The organism is Janthinobacterium sp. B9-8, assembly GCF_000969645.2.
Lineage (GTDB): Bacteria > Pseudomonadota > Gammaproteobacteria > Burkholderiales > Chitinibacteraceae > Iodobacter.
The window spans coordinates 1,597,119-1,614,818 of sequence record NZ_CP014222.1 but is presented as its reverse complement, the minus strand read 5'-3'; the positions used below and the strand labels follow the sequence as shown (position 1 = coordinate 1,614,818).

Genomic DNA, 17,700 nt, shown 5'->3' with positions numbered 1-17,700 from the left:
ATTTTATTGCTCGCGGGTTGCATCTGCCCTAAGAACAACACTTCACTTCAGTGAATAGGGGCGTTACTTTAAATTCAGCACCTGGCCTGATTTAAGCTTGATTTGCTTTTGCCCATTGGCGTTTGCTAGGTTAACGGTGATCTTTTTAAAGCCTGCGAAGTTTTTCCATAGCGGCAGAGCGATGCTGCTTGGGGTGGCGGCGCATTCAAAGTGATATTCGGCATCGATATCACTGTGGCCCTTCTTGCTGAAATCTGGCATTTGTATCTTCGGAGCGGCAGCTTTGCATTGTGCCGCGGCATCAATCGTAAACAAATTGTCGGCATTTTGTAATTGCTCGCTGACCGCTTTTAGCTTGGTTTTTTCAGCGTCATTTTTTGGCGTGTGCTCAAAACCAAGCAGATTGTCAGCCGGGCTTTCTAGGGTGATCACTAGTTTTTTTCCTTCGATAGCTACGTCCATTTCTGCCACGCCATGTACATGCGCACCGTGTGCTGAGGCGAAGCCGCTGAAAGATAAAGTTAGCAATGCGCTGAGAAGTACTTTATTCATGGTGATGTCCTTGGTTTATTTAGGGGCTTGATATTCACGTACTTCGGTTGCTGTCATGGCATAACCCACGTCCACTTTGCTACTGCCATCGGCAAGCGCTAAGTCAGATTTGGATGATTTAACAAGCAGCTTGCCGCTCACCGTAATGGGGGCGAATAAGTTGCCAGCCGGAAAGCCTTTGGGGTATTGCACAACGACCATTTGATTGGGGGGCGGGGCAGGCACATGGATGCAAGCGCCAATCACGGGAACAAGGATAAACTCGGTCACCTTTTTATTATTTTGCTTTAATGGCAGCAAATAACCATCGAGCTGAACAATCTGGTTGTTGAGCGCCGTCTGCGCTTCAGTGGTGCGTTTTTTCTCAAAGGTCTCAATTTTGACGACCAAAGGCTCTAAATCACTGAAATCTTCTTTGAGAAGGGTGCTGGTGTCTACGCTGAGATCAGATGGTTTTAACTTGCCAGCAGCCACAATCGCTTTATGCTGCCGCTGCTGAAATGCGCGCATAAGGCGTGTTTTTTGTTCCTGATTCATATTGCCAACTGTTGCACGTAAGCTGCTGGAATCAGGCTGTAGATCAGTCCACTTAATCGCGCGGGCATCTGCGGCAAGGAGTGAGTGGCTGATCAGCGTAAGAAGTAAGAGGGGCAGTAAGCGGTGAATCACGTTCAGTCCTCGTTATGGGATGTGCTCCAATTGTAACTGTGTTGCATTTGCGTGAATAGCTTGTCACAAATATTTAATCGAAATGACGTTAAAGCGTTGGGTTGATGTGTAATAGGCCCAAAAGTAAAAAGCCTGAGGGTTGCGGGATGGAATAGCTGCACAGCCACTATTAAGGTATGTTGCTGACGTCTCCTAAACGTTGACCCGTTAGTAGTCTTAGCAGTAATGAGTGAGCCATCCATGCAGATGGTTCTTCATATGCCATTTTTAGTAAGCATTTAAATTGAGCAATGTTTGCCTAGCTCGATGCACCTATGGCGCCGGACTGGGCCCTAATCGAATATCAACGGGTGCGTGGGCATTACTCCAGAGCTTTTACCCGCCGCAGCGCTGCATTGCCATGATCCATGGGATGCTCAGTAGCCTGCTACGAGCGTGCACCCATCAGAATTTCTGCATGCTGTTTAAGGCTGCCCTGGTATAGTTTTCTGGCTATCGGGCAGCATAATTCCAGCTTATGCGCCTTGTAGCCACGCTGCATCAGGCCATACCACCCCTGAGCGGGGCCAGGCATAAAACCGGCATATGCAAAACCTGCGCGACGCAGCTGTTGCATGGCTGCTGGCGTATGTTGATCTAGGCGCATCCGGAGATAAATCAGGCGCTTCTTAGGCATGTGCGCTACTTCATCCACATTGTCGGGGTGCAAGTCAGTCAGTGTCACCTCAATTCGATGCTCATGGCTTGCTACCGCCATCGGGGTGGGAGTGGCAGTGGGATTCATCAGGGAATGCGTGCCGAAACTTTGCTCGATAGGGCCTAGCCAGTCTCGGCAGGATAAAGGCCACGGTAAGGCCGGCAAAGGAGAGGGCTGCAAAGGTAGGCACCCCAGTACCACGCTTTCACGCCACTCGTTGCCGAACGGGGACGCCACATAGTCCAATAGCAAACCCGTTGTTTGGAAACCCAGTGTCTGAGCCAAACGCTGGCTTTGTGCATGGGACGAGACCTGTTTAATGGTTAAGGTACGCAGGCCGCATTCCCGTGCATAGTCTCGCAAGTAAGCTCCCAGCGTTGTGGCAATACCCATGCCGCGTGCGCTAGGGTGAACAATATTGAGCGCTAGCTCGGCACTATCTGGGCAATCCTTATGCATCCACAGTACGGCATGGCCCACAATTTGGCCTTCTATGCAGGCCACAACCGAATGCCACTGCTGTTGTTCGTTATTGCGACAGATCATTGAAGGCAGATAAACATCCGGATATACATAGCAGTCGCCATACACCGTGCGAAATAGGGCGCTCACTTTGTCGGCATCTTCTGGTACGAAACTGCGGACCGAAACGGCAAGCTTGTTCCATTTACTCATGCTGGCTGCTCCGTTTGAATTACATAGGAGCGCTCGTCCACCACCCGTAACAACTTGCCTGAGCGAGGATGAAATGTCAGATTGTGAGCCGTGTGGCAAGCGATATCAAAGCGCAGCAGGTCTCTCTGTGACAAGATATTAATCGCTGGGTACTTCTCCAATAGTGCGGTATAAAGCGCCCCTTTTACGGCGCTGCTCAAGCCGCCATCCGGAGCAACCCGCAGCGTCAAACTGTCCATGCCGTCAGCGCGGGCAAGCAACAACTGCCAAGACGCTAGGCCTAAATGCGTTTTCACAATGCCACCAATTTCTTCGGGGAATAGCGAGAACGTACCCAGCCGGACACGATAGCCCTGACTGGCGCGGCCACGGAGTGCGAACTTGCGTTTCTTGGTGTCGGTCGGTTCACACCAAACAGCCAAGTCCCCGGTTGGATAACGAATCAGCGGCATCAATCGCCGTTGCAGATTGGTCACGACCAACACCCCTGTCTGACCGACCTCCTCAATGGGCTCGCCCGTGGTTTCATCGATGATTTCCACTAGGGCATCACCATCGAATACATGGTGCTCACCCAACAAGCAGTCCGGGGTGCTTGCGCCAATCAAGCCCGCATCGACACTGGCGCAGCCCACCGAGGCGTAACGGGCATTCGGCAAGACCAGCGACAGCATAGACAGTTGCTCTTCAAACAAGCTTTCGCCGCCATATAGAACCAGCGTAACGCTGGTGAGTACCTGCCCGCGCTCGAGCAGTTGGCTAGCGAAACGCAATAGTTGGGCGGGCACACCAGCCAGCACATTGATTTGATGGGTCTCAATTGCCTGAGCCAGTGGCGTGGTCTCAACCGCACCGGTAAAAGGGTATTCGCAGACGGGTACGGGTGAGTGCGCCAAAGCACCATGAATAAATAAGAAGCTGGTGTATAAATCGCCCGCAAAGAACAAATTGGCCACTCGGTCGCCTGGGGTGAGTTGCGAGCCTATTCCTTGGCCAAAAGCACGCACAAAATCACGCCACTCTTCACGGGAATACACCGATAGCTTGCCAGTACCGGTTGATCCCCCAGTTTGAAAAACATGGCCGTCAATGATGGGCCCCGTCAGTACCGGCCATGACGACAATGTTTGCGACTGCTGCCAATACAACGCTGGGTCGATGAGCGGCAAATCGTGTAGTTGCCAACCAGAACGGGGGATGTCTCGATACAGCGCTGCATAGAAAGGGGAGTGTTGGCGTGCGTACTGCACGAGCTGTTCTATGAGAAGGGTCATTTGTATAGCTTCCTGCAAGTCATTAATCCACTTTGCCCATGCATCCGTCAGCAGAAAGGGCGAAATGGCAGCTTGTTGTTGCGCTCATTTTTACAGGCCAGATGGCCTGTTGTGATGCGGTTGTTCTAAGGGGGTGCAGCCAAGGCTGGGGCGGGTCTAAACTGGTCTGCGCGCTCCATCTAGGCATTGCTACCCAGTGGAGAGGCAAACTCAGCTCTGTACATTGCAACTTACAGGCGGGTTAAGTGGCGCCCGCAGGCTCGGCAGTGTTGCTTAATACGGGCTGCCGCTGGTCCAGCACTAAAGGTGTTTTGCCACTTTGCGGATGACGTTGGAAATCCGTCGACAATTTATGGATCACCTCCATCTCTAGTAGCCCATTATTCAGGACCTCTCCCAGCTCGCTGTGTTGTAAATACTGGCGGACCTGTTCAACATCACCCTCTACCTGTACCACGAGATGCTCTCTGCCGCTGGCGGTGTAGTTAATCAAGAATTGTAGCGGCACGCCGATTGCTTTAGCGCTGAGCGTAGGATTGAAAAAGAGGGTCCCCACCCGCAGCAACTGGCCGTGCCGACCACATAGCTCGAATCGCGGCGCGGGTAATCCGCATTCACACGGGCCCGTCACCCAACGGCCCAAATCACCGAGGTCATAACGTGTCACCGCCTGCCCCTCGCGTGCACGGGAGGTAAATAACAAGCGGCCAGCTACACCTGGCGCTGCGGCTTGGTCTTGCTCGGTATCAACAATTTCTAGCCACTGGGTATCGGCCAATAGATGGAATACGCCGTCGGGCGAATCAGCACAGCTGTGGCCCAATGGGCCGGCATCAACGGAGCCATAAATGGCTGAACGGATCATCGACACACCAAATCCGGCCAAGAACTCACGTTGTTGCGGATTTAAGTGCTCGCCGCCCAACATGATCTTCTGGATACCGCCGTAAGCCCGCAGCCTAGCCTCTTCCTGCACAAACAAATGGTGAATCGTACCGGGCATACCAATGAGCGTATTGACACGCTGGTCGATAATTAGCTGGGCAATTTCGCTGTAATCGTCGTCGCTCGGGCCGCCCATAGGGAAATGCACCGCTGACAATTTATCCAAAATGGTGAAAAAGCTTAATAAGCCGCCATACAGGTTGCCGCCGTAGAGCAAATTCATGACTCGATCGTTTGCCGGATCAAGGCCCGCTGCAAACAAGCCATCTGCTGCCGCTTGCATTTGCCGGTGATAATCGCGATAGCTGAAACCTGCTAGTTTGGGCTTGCCGCTGCTGCCGCCACTACGGAAGAACAGTTGGGCATTCGAGGTCATTGGCGTTTGCTGGAAAGCAACCTTATCCATAATCGGCTGTGCAACCAAACCTTCTGGCTCCGCTGGAAGGTGGTCAAGCGTGACGTGGTGCGGCAGCGCATCCGCAGCAAAGCTCACCGACACCCGGCGCGTCAGCCGAGTCAAGGCATACACACCGTCATGCGGCTCGCCTTCATACCCATCGTGCATCGCACTCACAGACGTCACACGGCTAACACCGGCGGCCAGCAACATCTGGCTCAATTGTGCCAAATCATGGTCATGTGCTACTAGACCGCAGGTTTGCAGCCGGGTACGCCAGGTTTGCAGTGTCCCTACCAACTGTGCTCGTGGTACTGGCCGTAGCTGTACTGTGCGAAATAATGGCGACGTCACCAAGGCGGCTGTTTGTGCCCAAATAATGCGCCACCCCTCACCCTGCCAAACATGCCCTGGTATATCGGAGAAGCTTTGATCAAGCCGTGCGAACGCAAGCTGGGTGCTGATTTCGGCAGACTCTTGCTCGCTAGGGATTAATCCAGGCCATTGCTGGGCACGGCGTGTGAGTGCTTTGGCCAACTGCTCGCCTACTTCCCGTAATACGGCAGGGTCTTCGCTATCCACCAATATGCATTGCGGGCTGGAGCACGCCTGTTGGTCAAAGCGACAAACTTCATCGGCTACGGCATCGAGCTGCGCCTTGCTTGCAGCGCCGGGCACTACATACGCAAAGCTGATGCGGTGCCCCCAGTCTATCCAGCGGCAGCCGGCGGGTAATTGCTGCCGAATAGCGCTCAGTGCTGCTTCTCCTCCCCAAGCAGACACTGCATCAGCCCTGCTGAACAGGCTAGCCAGATCAGTATTGGGCCAAGGCAATACGGCAAGATAATCTGCCAATGTGCCAGTGCGGTCATGGCGAAGGAATGCTGCCAACAGCGTAGCGGTGCGTCCCTTATCGCTGCTGCTTGGGCGTAGCCAGTTGACGTTGCCAACCAACAAGCTTTCTAACATGGCGAAGAAAGGCAGCAAGGCCGAATTGGCTGGCGTGATATGTACTACCAGTCCTAGCGGCCGCCAGCTTTCGTAATGCGGGCTACGGTAATCAATGCGGCGTAGCGAAAATGGCGCTTCACCCAACTCTCGGGCTAGCTTGGTTGCCAAGGCATCACGCCGGCAGAAGCCGTGCAGCGCAGTGCGGCTTTCGGTGTCCAGATCCAGCGCGTCGCTATCGTTTAATACCCATTGGGCAAAACTTTCAGCACAAGCCAATACCGTTTCGCTATCCAGCCGCTGTGCCAGCGTCGTTGGCAGCCGTTTTTGTAACGACGCCAAGACGTCGCCCGCCTCAGTTTGGCTTATGAGGGTGCCTTGTACGAGATACATGTTTAGGATTCCTTGATCAATTCAGATGCCGCCAGTGCACAGCTGCGGCTTTTGCTGGTGCCGGCGCGCCCCAGTAGTTCAAACCAGTCGGTTTCGATGCCGCAGCCGCAATCGTGGCCCGGATGCAAGATGGCCAAGTCACTCATGACCACGCTGTGGGCAGGGCTCGATGTGATATAGGGAGATACGAAATGCAAAAAGCCCCTTGCGCCGTATGGTTGTGTGTCCAAGGTTGCCGGGTGGCGGATATAGGCGCGTGCATAGCTGGGAATGTGGAAGCGATGGTTCGGGCATTCGATGTAGGGCACTGGGTGTTCCACCGCGCCATAGCCATCCCGGCAGCGCACGTCCGGAATGCCAAGTTGCTCACCCAGGCGTTGATACAGCATGGTTTTAGGGATGGCTTGGTCGGCGTGGGTCTTCCAGCCGCCGCCCAGAAATACCAATGAATCTGGGTGTAGCTTCAGTGCCGGATAGCCCATTTCCCGCATGCGTTCGAGCGCAAACCACAAAAATGCAGGAAAGCCAAAGATACGTACTGGCAGGCCTTCCTCAGCAAACTCTTGCAAGGCCCGAATCACCCCAAACGGGTCGAACTCGTTACCGTGGCCGTTATGCCGCAATGCATACACCGCTCGGTTGATTGGCGCGTATTTACACAGAAACTGGTCGGTATAGGCCGTGCCGAGGGTGATTGCGCCAGCAGGCTCGTAACTCAACAACAGATAATTGCAGGGTGCATCGGGCGTATTCCAGCCGTATAGCTTGAAGATGCGGTCAACCATTGCTTGGGCGGCACCCAGGCTGCGCTCGTCATAGCGCATGCGGCTTTTTTGGCCGCTGGTGCCCGATGACGTCAACTCCAACGCTTCTTCACCCGCTTTGCTCAACACCAAGCGGCGCTTGAAATAATTGGCAAACAATGGAGGCAAACTCGACCAATCGTTCACGTTTTCTAGCTTCGCCTTATCCCATCCATTGGACGCTAACCATTGGGCGTAGCCTGGCGACTCATCGCAATGATATTCAGTGAGCTCGCGCATTGCTGCGTTAAATAGCTGATCGCACGCGGCATCGGTACGATAGGGGGATTCGATGGCGCACAGCGCATCGACATGGACGAGTGAGGCCACAAATGATTTCCTAGGCAAGATAAATAAACAAAAGCGGAAGGGGGTAGTTAAAAATTAAATCGTAACGGCGGCAGTCATAGGCGGACGCTTAAGCAAGCACCACAGTGGCCAGAGCGCCAAACCCGCACTAATACTGGTCGCGATGGCGAAAGCAGCAAGGCTGGTACCCGCACCCAATACCGCAAGCGCCGAACTGCCTAGGCCGATAGTGGCGACAGAAATCATCCCCAACATGGCGGCAACAGTGCCTTTGCCACTCTCGCTGGCAAACAAGGTCTGCCGGTAAAGCGTGGCGTTGCAAATGCCCATGCCAAAGGCGTAGATCGTTAAGCCCAGCACTAACGCCAATAAGTGGCCGGTGACCAAGGTGGCTCCCAGCATCAAGAGTAAGCCCCCAAAAATAGGCCATAGCGATAAGCGAATCAGTGCATCAAGTTCAAAGCGGGCAACCAGATAATTTAACGCCAGATTGCCGGCAATCAAGCCACCAAAAATCGGCAACTGCCACAGGCCGTAGGCAATAGAGCTCAGCCCCAGATTATTCATCATCAGTAAAGGTGCAAGGCCGATCCAGCCAATCAATGGGATGCTGATGAGCCCCAGCGCCAAGCTGCCGTGCATAAAGCGAGCATTGCCCAGTAGCTCACGGTAACTTGCCAAAATGCTTGCCAGATTAAGCGGCGCTGGCTCAAGCCGACTGCCATCTTTACGCGTAACGCCTATGGTTTCAGGCATAAAAAACCACAGCCCGATCAAGGCTAAAACGGCACATAGGCCCACGCCAACAAACAGTGTGCGCCACGTCAAAACCTCCAGCAGCATACTGCCCAGTAATGGGCCTAATAATGGCGACAGCAAGGCGATATTGGCCAACAACGCCATAAGGCGAACCGCATCGGTTTCCTGAAAGGACTCTTGTAGCGCGGGGTAACTCACCACCACTACAAAGCCCAGCGCAATGCCCTGAATAAAGCGTAACGCGTTGAATACATAGATGCCGCTTACCAAGGGCGTGATCAGACAGGCCACGGCAAACAGGATTGCGCCAATCAACAACAATGGGCGACGGCCAAAACGATCCGACAAGGGGCCGATAAGCCATTGGAAGGCGACGCCGCCCAGCAAATAGGCGTTCAGCGCTATGGGTACATGGCTAACGGGGGCATTGAGGTCTGCAACCACATACAACATGGCGGGCATCACAATATCGCTACCGACATAGGTCAGCAGTTCAAATGTGGCGAGTAGCAAACAAAAAAACAGCGCCTGACGGGAGGAAATCGGTAAGAGCGAGCGGGTAAAGGAAGACATCGAGCCAACAATTTAGTTAAGTTAATCTGTGTGTTTAATCGGTAGACTTTCTTATGGAGAAAGTCTAGAAAGATGCTGCAGAAAAATGACGAAGCTACAAATAGACAAATTTCCTTAGCTACTTTTTAAACGGCTATGGGCTACAAAACACCCATCCAAACCATGAAAAAAGGGCAACAAAACATGCTTGAATGATGATCACGCGAATGGGGGCCGAGTCCTCTAGTGAAATAGCTACGATCAAAGTTATCGAAGTCTTTGATCGCCGTTTCACTTCATTTTCTAGAAGTGCCCCAGATTGTGTGCGGGGGGTTTCTGAAAGTGCGTCGAAGCGACTGAGCGAGATTTCTAATGCACCGCTGATTACGTTTCTCAGGTGTATTGCGTGGCCGATACCGAAGGCGTCTTTCACGGTTGTGTCTTGGGCGGATCCTAGATTACAAGTCTGATTAAGTTCTGTTCTCTTTGAAGTGAACTGGTGTTTCTTGAATTATTTCTCAGCTAAAAAGACCCTGTTATTTCAATTTTTGTGTTGAAGTACGATCATATTCTTATAAATAATTACAATTTTATTGTATATACAAGTAATTAAACTAGGTAAATATTTACCGCTTACTGACGCATCGTTACAGTTTTAAGTTGCACGAATGTTTTTTTTGAACTTTTGTAAAATACTATAAATCAACAATTTAAAATTTAAGCTATTGATTTATAGTATAAAAATGAGTCAATCATTTTTATGTTTTCTTTTGGAATATAGTTAGCACAATTAGTGCCAAGGGAGTAATGAAGCCAAAAGTGGGGGAGTTGAGTATGCATTGCTGACGGATTAAATTACTGTTGTGTCAGTTTTTGTCTGAAGCCCATATTCTCCTGCAAGCATCTGCAAGGCAGCATCACCTAATCTTGCATTTGGATGTAGCCGATTGTGCAAATCTCAATATCGACTGTTGTACTCTGTAATCAACCCAACTTTAGCGACTGTTTGCAGGCGGTTTAACATAATCTTCTATTAGAGATTTAAAGCTGCATTGGTATCTTTGCGCCAGCAAACGGTCAATCATTCAGGAGATGATTCGATCTAATTTGCTGGTCCAAACGGTGTAAAAACACCACATATTATTGTTTTAAAATTAGGGCAGGGCATAATGAGTATGCCCAAATGTCCTCCATTTTATATTTATGGTAATTGATTGTTTTTTTAATGTTTTTTTTCGAATTGGTTGATTTTAATGAAAAAAATTAAAGTTATTTTTGTATGCACTGGCAACATTTGTAGAAGCCCCACTGCAGATGGGGTGATGCGGCAAATGGTAGAGGCTGCGGGGCTAAGCCATGCCATTGAGGTGGATTCTGCCGGTACACAGGATTATCACATTGGGGAGCCGCCAGATCGACGTTCGCAAAGTCATGCTAAAAAACGCGGTTTTGATTTGTCTTTTTTGCGCGCCCGCAGCGTGCAGCAGAGCGATTTTGCTGAGTTTGATTTGATTTTGGCGATGGATAATGGTCATTTAAGGGATTTACAGCGGCAATGCCCGCCAGAATATCAATCACGGGTGAAATTATTTTTATCCTTTGCTCCTGTGCCTGCTCAAAACGAGGTGTTAGATCCTTACTATGGCGGCACAGCTGGATTTGAGACGGTGTTAGATCAGGTTGAGGCGGGGTGTGAAGCACTGCTAAATCATATCAAAACGGCCATTTGATACATGTAAATAGTAGTTTGTATATGCGGTTTTTGTAATCTGGGATTGCAGCATGCATACGGGGTGGTTAAAATCCGCGCTTTGGTCTTCGGGGGAGTAGTCGCCTGCAACGAGTTTGAAAGAACGGTTTGCGGGGAGTACGTCAACATACTTGGATCGTTTGATTCATGGCGTATTCGGTTGGGGCGGTGTTCTGAACACAGAATATTGATCAACTTGACAAGACCTGAGGTTCGTTCAGCATTTCCCGGGGTGGGCAATGCTGTGCGACCTCTATCCTGCCCGCCCCGGAAACACGACTCGATGATTGATACCTTTCTTATTTCTACTGGCGTTGTCGCCATCGCCGAAATTGGCGATAAAACGCAATTACTTGCGTTAATTCTGGCCGCACGCTTTCGCCGTCCTTTGCCCATTATCTTGGGTATCTTTGTTGCGACTGTACTGAATCACTTTGCTGCCGGTTGGATCGGCCAGCAGGTAGCAGGTATGATTTCGCCCCTTGTTTTGCGCTGGGTGATTGGTTTGGGCTTTTTAGCGATTGCCGCCTGGGCACTGGTGCCTGATGAAATGGGCGAAGAAGAGGCGCAAATCAAGCCTTATGGCGCATTTATTGCTACAACTTTAGCTTTCTTTTTGGCTGAGATTGGCGATAAAACGCAAGTGGCCACTGTGGCGTTGGCGCTGAAATATCAGCCTTTGTGGGCGGTGGTTGCCGGTACAACGGTCGGCATGATGATTGCCGATGTGCCTGCCGTTTTTGTGGGTAAGTGGATTGCCGCCCGAATGCATATTCTGCGTTATGTACGTTTTGTAGCCGCAGCCGTTTTTGCTCTGTTGGGTGTATTGGCTTTGTCTGGTGTGGGTAGTTGATTTTTTAAGCGTGCGAAAGTCGGAATGTATTTTTGTTTTCTATTTAGATTGCATCAATACGCTCCGGCTTATTTGTTTTTATTTAACGGGGAAATGGGCTCATGCTCGAAGCATTGTTCAAACTAAAAGAACACGGTACTAACGTTAAAACCGAAGTGATCGCGGGTTTTACAACGTTTTTAACCATGGCCTATATTATTTTTGTTAATCCGGCCATTCTGGCGCAAACCGGTATGGATTTTAATGCCGTGTTTGTGGCGACCTGTTTGGCTGCGGCTTTTGGTACTGCCGTGATGGCGCTTTTGGCTAATTACCCGATTGCGCTAGCCCCAGGTATGGGTTTGAATGCTTATTTTACCTTTGCTGTGGTTAAAGGCATGGGTGTGCCTTGGCAAACTGCGCTGGGTGCGGTGTTTATTTCTGGCGTGGTTTTTGTGCTGGTTTCCTCGTTTAAATTGCGTGAAGTACTGGTGAATGCCATTCCGCATTCTTTAAAGCTAGCTATTTCTGCCGGTGTGGGATTGTTTCTGGCTATTATTGGGCTCAAAAGCGCTGGGCTGATTACCGCTTCGCCCGTGACCATGGTGCAATTGGGTGATATCCATGCACCAAGCACATTATTAGCCGTATTGGGCTTCTTTTTAATTGCGGCGCTTGAATACCGTAAAGTAAAAGGCGCGATTATTATTGGCGTATTAGGTGTAACGCTGCTGTCGATTTTATTCGGCTTAACCGAATTCAAAGGTGTGTTTTCACCGCCACCGTCGATTGCACCGACCTTTATGCAAATGGATATTAAAAGTGCGCTGAATGCGGGCCTTCTGGGTGTGGTGTTTATTTTCTTCTTTGTTGATTTGTTTGATACTACCGGCACTTTAGTCGGCGTTTCTCATCGCTCTGGTTTGCTGGATAAAGATGGCAAACTGCCACGTTTAAAGAAAGCGCTGTTCGCTGATTCTTCTGCCATTATGGTAGGGGCTGCCTTGGGTACTTCGAGTGTAACCGCCTATGTTGAATCAGCGGCAGGCGTTGCAGCAGGCGGCCGCACGGGTCTGACTAGCTTAGTCGTTGCGATCTTGTTTTTGGCCGCGCTGTTTGTTGCACCATTGGCAGGTACTGTGCCCGCTTATGCCACAGCGCCCGCGCTTTGCTATGTGGCCGTTTTGATGGCGCGTGGTTTGGCCGAAATTGATTGGGATGATATTACCGAAGCCGCGCCTGCCGTGATTACTGCAGTTGGCATGCCATTTACCTATTCGATTGCTGACGGGATTGCCTTTGGTTTTATTAGCTACGCTGCGATTAAAGTGTTGGCAGGCCGCTATAAAGACCTGAGCCCCGCCGTGTTGATTATTACTGCGCTGTGGCTGGTTAAATTTGCAGCCTTTGGTTAAAGGGAAAGATTTGATGAGCTTATTGCAGGCAGAATCACCTTATGCAGATTGTATTTGGGGCCGTATTCGTACAGCGCGTTAAATTTGCCGCTTTTGGCTAAGGGAAATATTCAATGAGCTTATTGCAAGCTGAGCCGCCTTACGCGGATTATATTCGGGATCGCATCCGTACTGTGCCTGATTGGCCGCAGGCTGGCGTGCAGTTCCGTGACATCACGCCTTTATTGCAAGATAAAAAAACCTTTCGTGTCTTGGTCGATATCTTTGTGCATCGCTATATGGATATGGATTTAGACATGGTGGCCGGTGTGGATGCGCGTGGTTTTATTCTGGGTGCGGTAGTGGCCTATGAATTAAACTTGGGCTTTGTGCCCGTGCGCAAAAAAGGCAAATTGCCCTTTTTAACAGTGGCAGAAGAATACGAGCTGGAATACGGCTCGGCCACAGTTGAGATTCATACCGATGCCTGTAAAAAAGGCGACCGTGTTTTGCTGATTGATGATTTGGTGGCAACAGGCGGTACCATGGTGGCGGCAGCTAAGCTGTTAAACCGCCTTGGTGCAACTATTGTTGAAGCAGCTGCTATTGTTGATTTGCCTGAATTGGGTGGATCAAAAATCGTACGTGAGCAGGGTATCCCTCTGTTTACTGTTTGCGATTACGCAGGTCATTAAAGATGTGTCGTGGCGGCGCTGTGTTTGTTACGTTAAATCCAAACAGTGCCTGCCCGTTTTTATTTGAATTATTTAAATCATTTGAAGAAGAGGTACGCTATCGTGACCCTAGAACTCCCTGAAGCCCAAACCATTATTGATAATTCGGATTGCCTGCACAGCGAGGCCGAAGTGCTGGCTGCGCTGGATCGTATGGCGGTGGCAATGACCGCTGATTTGCAATACGCCAATCCGATTGTTTACACCGTTATGAATGGTGGCTTGATTGTGTCAGGGCATTTATTGCCACGCTTACGCTTCCCTCTCGAAGTGTCTTATATGCATGCCACGCGTTATCGCAAAGAAACTAGTGGCGGCATGCTGGATTGGAAAGTAAAACCACAAGAAAGCATGAAAGGTCGTGTTGTGGTGATCGTGGACGATATTCTTGATGAGGGTCATACACTGGCAGCCATCTTGGAATATTGCCGTGAACAAGGCGCAAAAGAAGTACGCGTTGCTGTGCTGGTGGATAAAAAACATGATCGTAAAGCGGTGGGTGTGGCTGCGGATTATGTGGGCCTGGAAGTAGAAGATCGCTTCTTATTTGGTTGTGGTATGGATTACCAAGGCTATTGGCGCAATACGCTGGCCATTTATGCGGTACAAGGCATGTAATATTGTGCGGTTGGTTGATTTTAAAAGCCCTTATTTACGCTGAGTAAATAAGGGCTTTTTTGCAGGCGTAATTTACTGGTTTTGTGTTGTCTGCTTGTATTTGCCGCAAGCCCTGTGGGGTGAGCGGGTTATTTTGATTGTGCGGATAAATAAGTCTTTGCCTTTCGATGGCTTATTAATAGCGCGCTTTGATCTACTCTTACTTTATTAGGAAGGGGAGACCAAGATGGCTGATGCCGCTGAAACCATTGTTCGCCATTTTAGGCAGATTTTAATTTGGCCTTTGCAGTTGATGCCACTCGCCCAGCCTGTGGGCAGCGGGGCGGTAATGGGGCGGCATTGGGAGCTGATGAATCAGTTGCTGGATGAGGATTCGCCCTGGCAGATGCGGCCCTCAGTGTTTGATATGGATCCTCAGGCATTTCAAGAACGACATTACCGCGAATTTGTCACTTTTCTGCCCTATGTGCAGCGGTTCTTATATGGCGAAGGGGCGGCAGAGGCGGGGAGTACGGCAAGTTATGGCGGCTCACCACTGCATGTATTCAGGCGGCATGATATCTGTACGGTGCGTATGCATTATAAGGATGGCACGCGGCAAGACTTTAAAGTGGCGCATATTGATCTGTATTTTTTTTATGATATTGATATCGTAATTCTGGCGTTTGAAATTCTTGCGGATAATGTGCCGCTCAGCCGGGTGCAGGATACGCTGTTCAGGTTTGGCCGCGCTTTTCCTGCGCAGTGGGATGAAGATAAAACGGCGGCAAGCTGCTTGCAACAGGTGAAATGGCTGGATGTAAAAGGAGGCGTGATTGCCGCCTCGGATTACAATGATAAATCCAAGTTTTTATCCCATGTGGGTGAGTTTCGCGCTGCCCCTATGGCACAACATTGGGATGCTTTGTTGCGGCCTTTGGTATTGCACCATTCAAACGAAATCGGCGAACTGCGGTATCGGCAAATTGAATATCACCGCATGCCCTTGATGGCTTATCTGGCTTTTGACGATCCCTTTGATCTAAGTGATGAAGATTTCTACCGGCTGGGTATGGTGACGCGGCCTTCGCAGGGCGGCGATTTGCCCTATACCGCCAAAGTATTTCAGGATTTCGAAGCAAACTGCTGCTACGACCGCTTTTGGGTGCCGGAGCGTCGCCATGATTCATCATCCACTCGCATGATGTGTGATGGCCATGCTTTTGTGCTGGTAGGCAAGCATACCCATGGTTTTTTTAGCGATCCGTTTACCGGTGCCTTGGGGCAATTCAGGCATCAGTATTTTTTACTGATGATGATTGCTCATTTTCATAAAGCCGCATTACTGATGTTTTCTGACCGGCTGGCGGTGGCGTTATCACGTTTGCAAGTGGGCGATGCAGGCTCTGCCCGGCGTTTCAAACGGGATATTCATATTCTGCAAGAGGTGTTTTTGCGTTTTACCCAGCGCTATTGGTTTAGTGAAATCTCTAATCAAGTGGTGGCCGATCAAATGTTTCATATTGCCCGCCGCCATCTGGGCACAGAAGCTTTGTTTACAGAAGTACGCGAATCCATCCATAGCATGAGCCAGTATTTAGAAAACGATGATTTGCATCGGCAGGCCGATACGGTGGTGCGCCTGACGGTGGTAACGATTCTGGGTTTGGTAGGTACGACAGTGACTGGCTTTCTGGGGATGAATTTATTTGATCTTGCGGCAGAGCCGTCATGGCGCAGAATAGGGTACTTTTTCGTGACGTTTATTCCTATTGCCGTATTGACCTTTTATTCCTTAATGAAATCAAGAATGCTTTCAGAGTTTTTAGATTTCATGTCAGATGATCGCATGAGATTTCCTGATAAAATAAAAATTATTCATGGGCAATGGTGTAAAAAAAGGCAAGCTAGGAATAATCTATGAGCGGGTATCATGATTAATAGCGAATTCCTCAATTGGAAAAATGCTTGTCCGTGTTAGAATCTTGCGCATTCCCTATTCCCAACCGACTTACGGAAGCGCCAACTCTATGTTCTCCAAGTCCGCCACTATCGCCCAATACGATCCTGATTTAGCCGCTGCCATTGCAGGTGAAGTTGTTCGCCAGCACGAGCATATCGAGCTGATCGCGTCAGAAAATTACACCAGCCCAGCGGTGATGGAAGCTCAAGGCTCGCAACTGACTAATAAATACGCCGAAGGTTATCCGGGTAAGCGTTTTTATGGTGGTTGTGAATTTGTTGATACGGTTGAGCAGTTGGCCATTGATCGCGTAAAAGCATTGTTTGGTGCAGAGTACGCCAATGTGCAGCCACATTCCGGCTCGCAAGCCAACCAGGCCGTGTATTTCTCCATCCTGAAGCCGGGCGATACCGTAATGGGTATGAACCTAGGCCACGGTGGTCACCTGACACACGGCTCGCCAGCAAATTTATCCGGTAAGCTCTTTAATATCGTGGCTTACGGCCTGAACGAAAATGAAGAAATCGATTATGACGATATGGAACGTGTAGCGCTTGAAACCAAGCCTAAGCTCTTGATCGGTGGCGCTTCTGCCTACGCGCTGCGCTTTGATTGGGCGCGTATGCGTGAAATCGCCGACAAAGTTGGCGCTTACTTTATGGTCGACATGGCGCATTACGCTGGTCTGATCGCGGCAGGCGTTTATCCAAACCCAGTGCCACACGCTCACTTTGTGACATCGACTACGCATAAAACATTGCGCGGCCCGCGTGGTGGTTTGATTTTGGCTAAAGCTGAATTCGAAAAATCGATCAATTCAAATGTGTTCCCAACGCTGCAAGGCGGCCCTTTGATGCATGTGATCGCCGGTAAAGCGGTGGCATTTAAAGAAGCGGCAACACCAGAGTTCAAAACATACCAAGAGCAAGTACTGAAAAACGCACAAGCCATGGCTGCAACCTTGATCGAGCGTGGCCTGCGTGTGATTTCTGGTCGTTCTGAATCGCATATGTTCTTAGTTGATCTGCGCTCTAAAGGCCTGACTGGCAAAGTGGCTGATGCTGTACTGGGCCAAGCGCATATCACCGTCAATAAAAATGCCATTCCAAACGATCCTGAAAGCCCGTTTGTGACTTCTGGTATCCGTATCGGCTCCCCAGCCATCACGACCCGTGGTTTCAAAGAAGCAGAAGCCGTGATCGTGGCTAACTTGATTGCAGACGTGCTGGACAATCCAGCGGATGAAGCAAACATTGCAGCCGTTGCAGTAAAAGTAAAAGAATTGACAGCGCGCTTCCCAGTTTACGGCGCTTAATTGATTTTGTAGTTTAAGTATTGTTACGTCTTAAACCACAGAGAGCACAGAGGACACAGAGTTTCACAGAGAAAACCTTGGTAAGACTGACTTAGCATAAATAATAAGTGATGGGAGAGGCAAACAGCTCTTTCATCATGAA

General features: G+C 50.1%; 14 protein-coding genes and 1 riboswitch. Of the genes, 7 read left to right on the top strand and 7 right to left on the bottom strand.

Annotation, left to right across the window (positions count from 1 at the left end):
• Positions 1-63: 63 nt before the first annotated feature.
• The 7 genes from VN23_RS07275 to VN23_RS07245 form a co-directional block, all read right to left on the bottom strand.
• Positions 64-552, bottom strand: coding sequence for a ZrgA family zinc uptake protein (locus tag VN23_RS07275; protein ID WP_052746733.1), 489 nt, complete (start codon positions 550-552; stop codon positions 64-66).
• Between the two features lie 15 nt (positions 553-567).
• Entirely contained in the window at positions 568-1,221 is a 654-nt protein-coding gene (locus VN23_RS07270) for a DUF3299 domain-containing protein (RefSeq protein WP_052746734.1), read from the bottom strand.
• 427 nt (positions 1,222-1,648) lie between these two features.
• Positions 1,649-2,593, bottom strand: coding sequence for a GNAT family N-acetyltransferase (locus VN23_RS07265; RefSeq protein WP_046353002.1), 945 nt, complete (start codon positions 2,591-2,593; stop codon positions 1,649-1,651).
• Entirely contained in the window at positions 2,590-3,867 is a 1,278-nt protein-coding gene (locus tag VN23_RS07260) for a phenylacetate--CoA ligase family protein (RefSeq protein WP_046353003.1), read from the bottom strand. The genes VN23_RS07265 and VN23_RS07260 overlap by 4 nt, the downstream gene beginning before the upstream one ends.
• Positions 3,868-4,108: 241 nt before the next feature.
• Positions 4,109-6,550, bottom strand: coding sequence for an acyl-CoA reductase (locus tag VN23_RS07255; RefSeq protein ID WP_046353004.1), 2,442 nt, complete (start codon positions 6,548-6,550; stop codon positions 4,109-4,111).
• 2 nt (positions 6,551-6,552) lie between these two features.
• Positions 6,553-7,683 carry a LuxE/PaaK family acyltransferase gene (locus VN23_RS07250; RefSeq protein ID WP_046353005.1) on the bottom strand — a complete coding sequence of 377 codons (1,131 nt, stop codon included), beginning with the start codon at positions 7,681-7,683 and terminating at the stop codon, positions 6,553-6,555.
• A 54-nt stretch (positions 7,684-7,737) separates the two neighbouring features.
• Positions 7,738-8,994: an MdfA family multidrug efflux MFS transporter gene (locus tag VN23_RS07245; protein ID WP_046353006.1), complete on the bottom strand. Its 1,257-nt coding sequence runs from the start codon at positions 8,992-8,994 to the stop codon at positions 7,738-7,740.
• Between the two features lie 1,232 nt (positions 8,995-10,226).
• Between VN23_RS07245 and VN23_RS07240 the strand changes: the two genes are divergently transcribed.
• The 7 genes from VN23_RS07240 to glyA all read left to right on the top strand — a co-directional run bounded on the left by VN23_RS07240 (position 10,227) and on the right by glyA (position 17,558).
• Positions 10,227-10,703: a low molecular weight protein-tyrosine-phosphatase gene (locus tag VN23_RS07240; RefSeq protein ID WP_046353007.1), complete on the top strand. Its 477-nt coding sequence runs from the start codon at positions 10,227-10,229 to the stop codon at positions 10,701-10,703.
• A gap of 86 nt (positions 10,704-10,789) precedes the next feature.
• A riboswitch (yybP-ykoY riboswitch) is annotated at positions 10,790-10,921 on the top strand.
• Between the two features lie 88 nt (positions 10,922-11,009).
• Positions 11,010-11,576 (top strand): TMEM165/GDT1 family protein, encoded by a 567-nt coding sequence (locus VN23_RS07235; RefSeq protein ID WP_046353124.1) that lies wholly within the window; start codon positions 11,010-11,012, stop codon positions 11,574-11,576.
• A gap of 101 nt (positions 11,577-11,677) precedes the next feature.
• Entirely contained in the window at positions 11,678-12,970 is a 1,293-nt protein-coding gene (locus tag VN23_RS07230) for an NCS2 family permease (RefSeq protein ID WP_046353008.1), read from the top strand.
• A 113-nt stretch (positions 12,971-13,083) separates the two neighbouring features.
• Positions 13,084-13,644 (top strand): adenine phosphoribosyltransferase, encoded by a 561-nt coding sequence (locus tag VN23_RS07225; RefSeq protein ID WP_046353009.1) that lies wholly within the window; start codon positions 13,084-13,086, stop codon positions 13,642-13,644.
• A 102-nt stretch (positions 13,645-13,746) separates the two neighbouring features.
• Positions 13,747-14,301, top strand: coding sequence for a hypoxanthine-guanine phosphoribosyltransferase (locus tag VN23_RS07220; RefSeq protein ID WP_046353010.1), 555 nt, complete (start codon positions 13,747-13,749; stop codon positions 14,299-14,301).
• 226 nt (positions 14,302-14,527) lie between these two features.
• Entirely contained in the window at positions 14,528-16,204 is a 1,677-nt protein-coding gene (locus VN23_RS07215) for a hypothetical protein (RefSeq protein ID WP_046353011.1), read from the top strand.
• Positions 16,205-16,310: 106 nt separating this feature from the next.
• The gene (gene glyA, locus VN23_RS07210; protein ID WP_046353012.1) at positions 16,311-17,558 is read left to right on the top strand and encodes a serine hydroxymethyltransferase; all 1,248 of its coding nucleotides are present in this window, start codon (positions 16,311-16,313) and stop codon (positions 17,556-17,558) included.
• Positions 17,559-17,700: the final 142 nt, after the last annotated feature.